The 2557-nt window shown below is 56.4% G+C and carries 2 protein-coding genes and 2 pseudogenes; 2 read left to right on the forward strand and 2 right to left on the reverse strand.

Translation table 11 applies throughout. The features are described from left to right. Positions 1-330: 330 nt before the first annotated feature. Positions 331-558: a toxin-antitoxin system antitoxin VapB gene (gene vapB / locus GA0061070_RS24260; protein ID WP_090139077.1), complete on the forward strand. Its 228-nt coding sequence runs from the start codon at positions 331-333 to the stop codon at positions 556-558. Beyond that, a complete protein-coding gene (gene vapC, locus GA0061070_RS24265; RefSeq protein WP_090139079.1) occupies positions 558-956 on the forward strand; it encodes a type II toxin-antitoxin system tRNA(fMet)-specific endonuclease VapC in 399 nt (132 codons plus the stop codon). Before vapB ends, vapC begins: the two co-directional genes overlap by 1 nt. An 84-nt stretch (positions 957-1040) precedes the next feature. On the opposite strand, the pseudogene traX reads toward vapC, so the two are convergent. Both traX and GA0061070_RS26120 read right to left on the reverse strand, forming a co-directional pair. Then, a pseudogene (gene traX / locus GA0061070_RS25395) lies at positions 1041-1428 on the reverse strand (type-F conjugative transfer system pilin acetylase TraX); the annotation flags it as partial. 423 nt (positions 1429-1851) lie between these two features. Next, positions 1852-2556 (reverse strand): annotated as a pseudogene (locus tag GA0061070_RS26120) (conjugative transfer relaxase/helicase TraI domain-containing protein); the annotation flags it as partial. Position 2557 lies beyond the last annotated feature (1 nt).

The following is a 2557-nucleotide window of genomic DNA, read 5'->3' on the forward strand; positions in this document are numbered from 1 at the left end:
AAGCGGAACAGGCATATTATGCTTCCATCATAAACGATGATCTGGCAGCCTGAGTTCACAGACTTAACACTCTCCCGGAAAACCGGGGCGGTTCACACATGTATTTTGTGAATTATTTGCATGGTATTCTTCACAGGATTTACTCAGAAACGCCGGAATCGGGGAAACTCGCGTTTCCCCGGTTGCGGGGTTGGACAACGACGCAAAGCGGAGGCGTCAGGCGATCTTCTTCGCTTTATATGTTTGGCCCCTTGTATATCCCTTTGACATATCCTATCACCGCCACTCATAATGGATATACGCTTTGTATATCCAGAAAAAGGAGCAGCTATGCATACAACACTTTTTTTGAGTAACCGGACTCAGGCGGTCAGATTGCCTAAATCGATATCCTTTCCGGAGGATGTGAAACATGTCGAAATCATTGCCGTTGGCAGAAGCAGGGTCATTACTCCGGTCGGAGAATCCTGGGACAGCTGGTTTGATGGCGAAGGTGCCAGTACTGATTTTATGAGCACCAGAGAACAACCTGCAGAACAGGAACGGGAAGGATTCTGATGCTGAAATTCATGCTTGATACCAATATTTGTATTTTCACCATCAAAAATAAGCCCGAACACGTCAGAGAACGCTTCAACCTAAATGCATCCAGAATGTGTATCAGCTCCATCACCTTAATGGAGCTGATTTACGGTGCAGAAAAAAGCCAGGTGCCGGAGCGAAATCTTGCTGTCGTGGAGGGATTTGTCTCCCGCCTTGAAGTTCTGGATTACGATGCACAGGCAGCGATACACAGCGGTCAGATTCGTGCCGAACTGGCTCGAAAGGGAACACCTGTCGGGCCTTACGACCAGATGATTGCTGGTCATGCACGTAGTCGCGGGTTGGTAGTTGTCACAAACAATCTCCGCGAATTTGAACGCATTCCAGGTATCCGAACCGAAGACTGGTGCTAACCTCTGCATCAGATGTTCTCTTCGGGTTCAGTTTTCTTTTCCGGCATCACGGAGAAGCGGGCGTCATATATAAGCAAAGACAGGTCAGAGAACACTGACCAGAACACCAGTACACAGCAGATGAATGACATATGCTGGCGCAAACCACCGTCCGGCCTGCAGGCGTCGTCCGGAAGCCGGTACCAGCCCGTGGACAGAACAACACCGCCAGCGTCAGAATTACGCCGGAAAGTATCATCACATCCCCGTGACGGGCGTTAAGCAGGGCAACCAGCAGCAGCCAGATGGCAAACAGGGCGGGCCGCAGCGTGTCCCTGACCTGCCAGACCAGCAGCGCCCCGGCAAGCATCAGCAGACCGGGAATACCGTAACTGGCAGAACTGAACGGCAGATACCCCACCAGAGTCGGGAATGCCGCAACGCCATTTATCACTGTGCCGGTCTGCAGGAAACGGGCCACCTGCATAACCACCCACTCACGTTCGGTACGCTGCATCTGTTCGCGTACCTGCTGGCGGGATTCCCGGCCTTCCGCCACCGCTTCCCGGACAGCTTCATCCAGTTCCCGGATTTCCCGGTCTGTACCGTCCCGAAGACGGCGTTCGTTACTGGCTGACAGCAGCGGGTCAGGCTTATCACCTTCAGCCCCCGACACTGCCGGCAACAGTTCCTGCCGGGCCTGCTCCGCCAGATCCCGGGCCGCTTTTTCCTGCGCCTCTGCCTGCTTCTGCTGTTCATCCGGAGGCAGCGTAGTGGGGTCTTCCGCTTTCGCTGCCGATTCAGCCTCCGCCACACTGCGCACTGTCCGGGCCACCTCATCATGCTCCGTGATTCGTCCCCCGGTCAGGCGGGCTGCATTGAGCAGCCTTTCTTCACCGTGCAGGCGTATCACCACCCCGCTCTCCGGGTTCTCCTGTGCCAGGCGCAGCGCCGTCTGTGCATCATCAGCAATGAGTGTCTGTCCGTTACGGCTGGCCTGCAGCCCGGCGAACTGCGCATCCTCCCCGCCGCGTAGCCGGGACTCTTCACTGAGCACCACGCGCATCCCGTCATCCTCAATGCGGATTTCGGTCAGCAGCGCTCCGGCCTCTTTCCCGTGCCGGGTCCACGCCGGCAGGGCCACATACGGTGACGGGTATTTTTTGCCGGCAGCAATAAAGCGGGCCATCGTTTCGCCCTCCAGGCCGTTTTCTGCCAGTACCCGGCGGCCCAGCGCTGTCTTGTCCAGCGGTGACGCGGTGGCCAGCAGACGGTTACCGGTGTCGGACTCGTGGTCGCTTTTCTGGTGCAGCAGGTCGTGGGCGGTCTGTCCGGCATTTGAGTGCCGGGTATCGGCACTCCAGCCAGCCAGGTTGTCGGTATAGACCTGCACATGCTCTTTTGCACGTGACAGCGTCACGTAGGTGGATTCCAGAGACGCCATTCGTTTCCTGCCGCCTTCCGTACCGGTGAGGGCAATGGCAAAGCGTTCACTGGCCCCCTGCACGACATACACCGTCAGGGCATAGGCGAGGTCTGCATATTCTGGCCCAACGTGAACACCAATTCTGGCGGAACGTGAACGCGTATTCCGGCGGAAAATACCCCGATTTTGCACCATG

The sequence above is a fragment of the Kosakonia oryziphila genome (assembly GCF_900094795.1).
Classification (GTDB): Bacteria; Pseudomonadota; Gammaproteobacteria; order Enterobacterales; family Enterobacteriaceae; genus Kosakonia; species Kosakonia oryziphila.

What these genes read in the sequence shown, in the direction of transcription:
- vapB (WP_090139077.1), top strand. Translation starts at nt 331, where the DNA reads ATGCATACAACACTTTTTTTGAGTAACCGGACTCAGGCGGTCAGATTG.
- vapC (WP_090139079.1), top strand. Translation starts at nt 558, where the DNA reads ATGCTGAAATTCATGCTTGATACCAATATTTGTATTTTCACCATCAAA.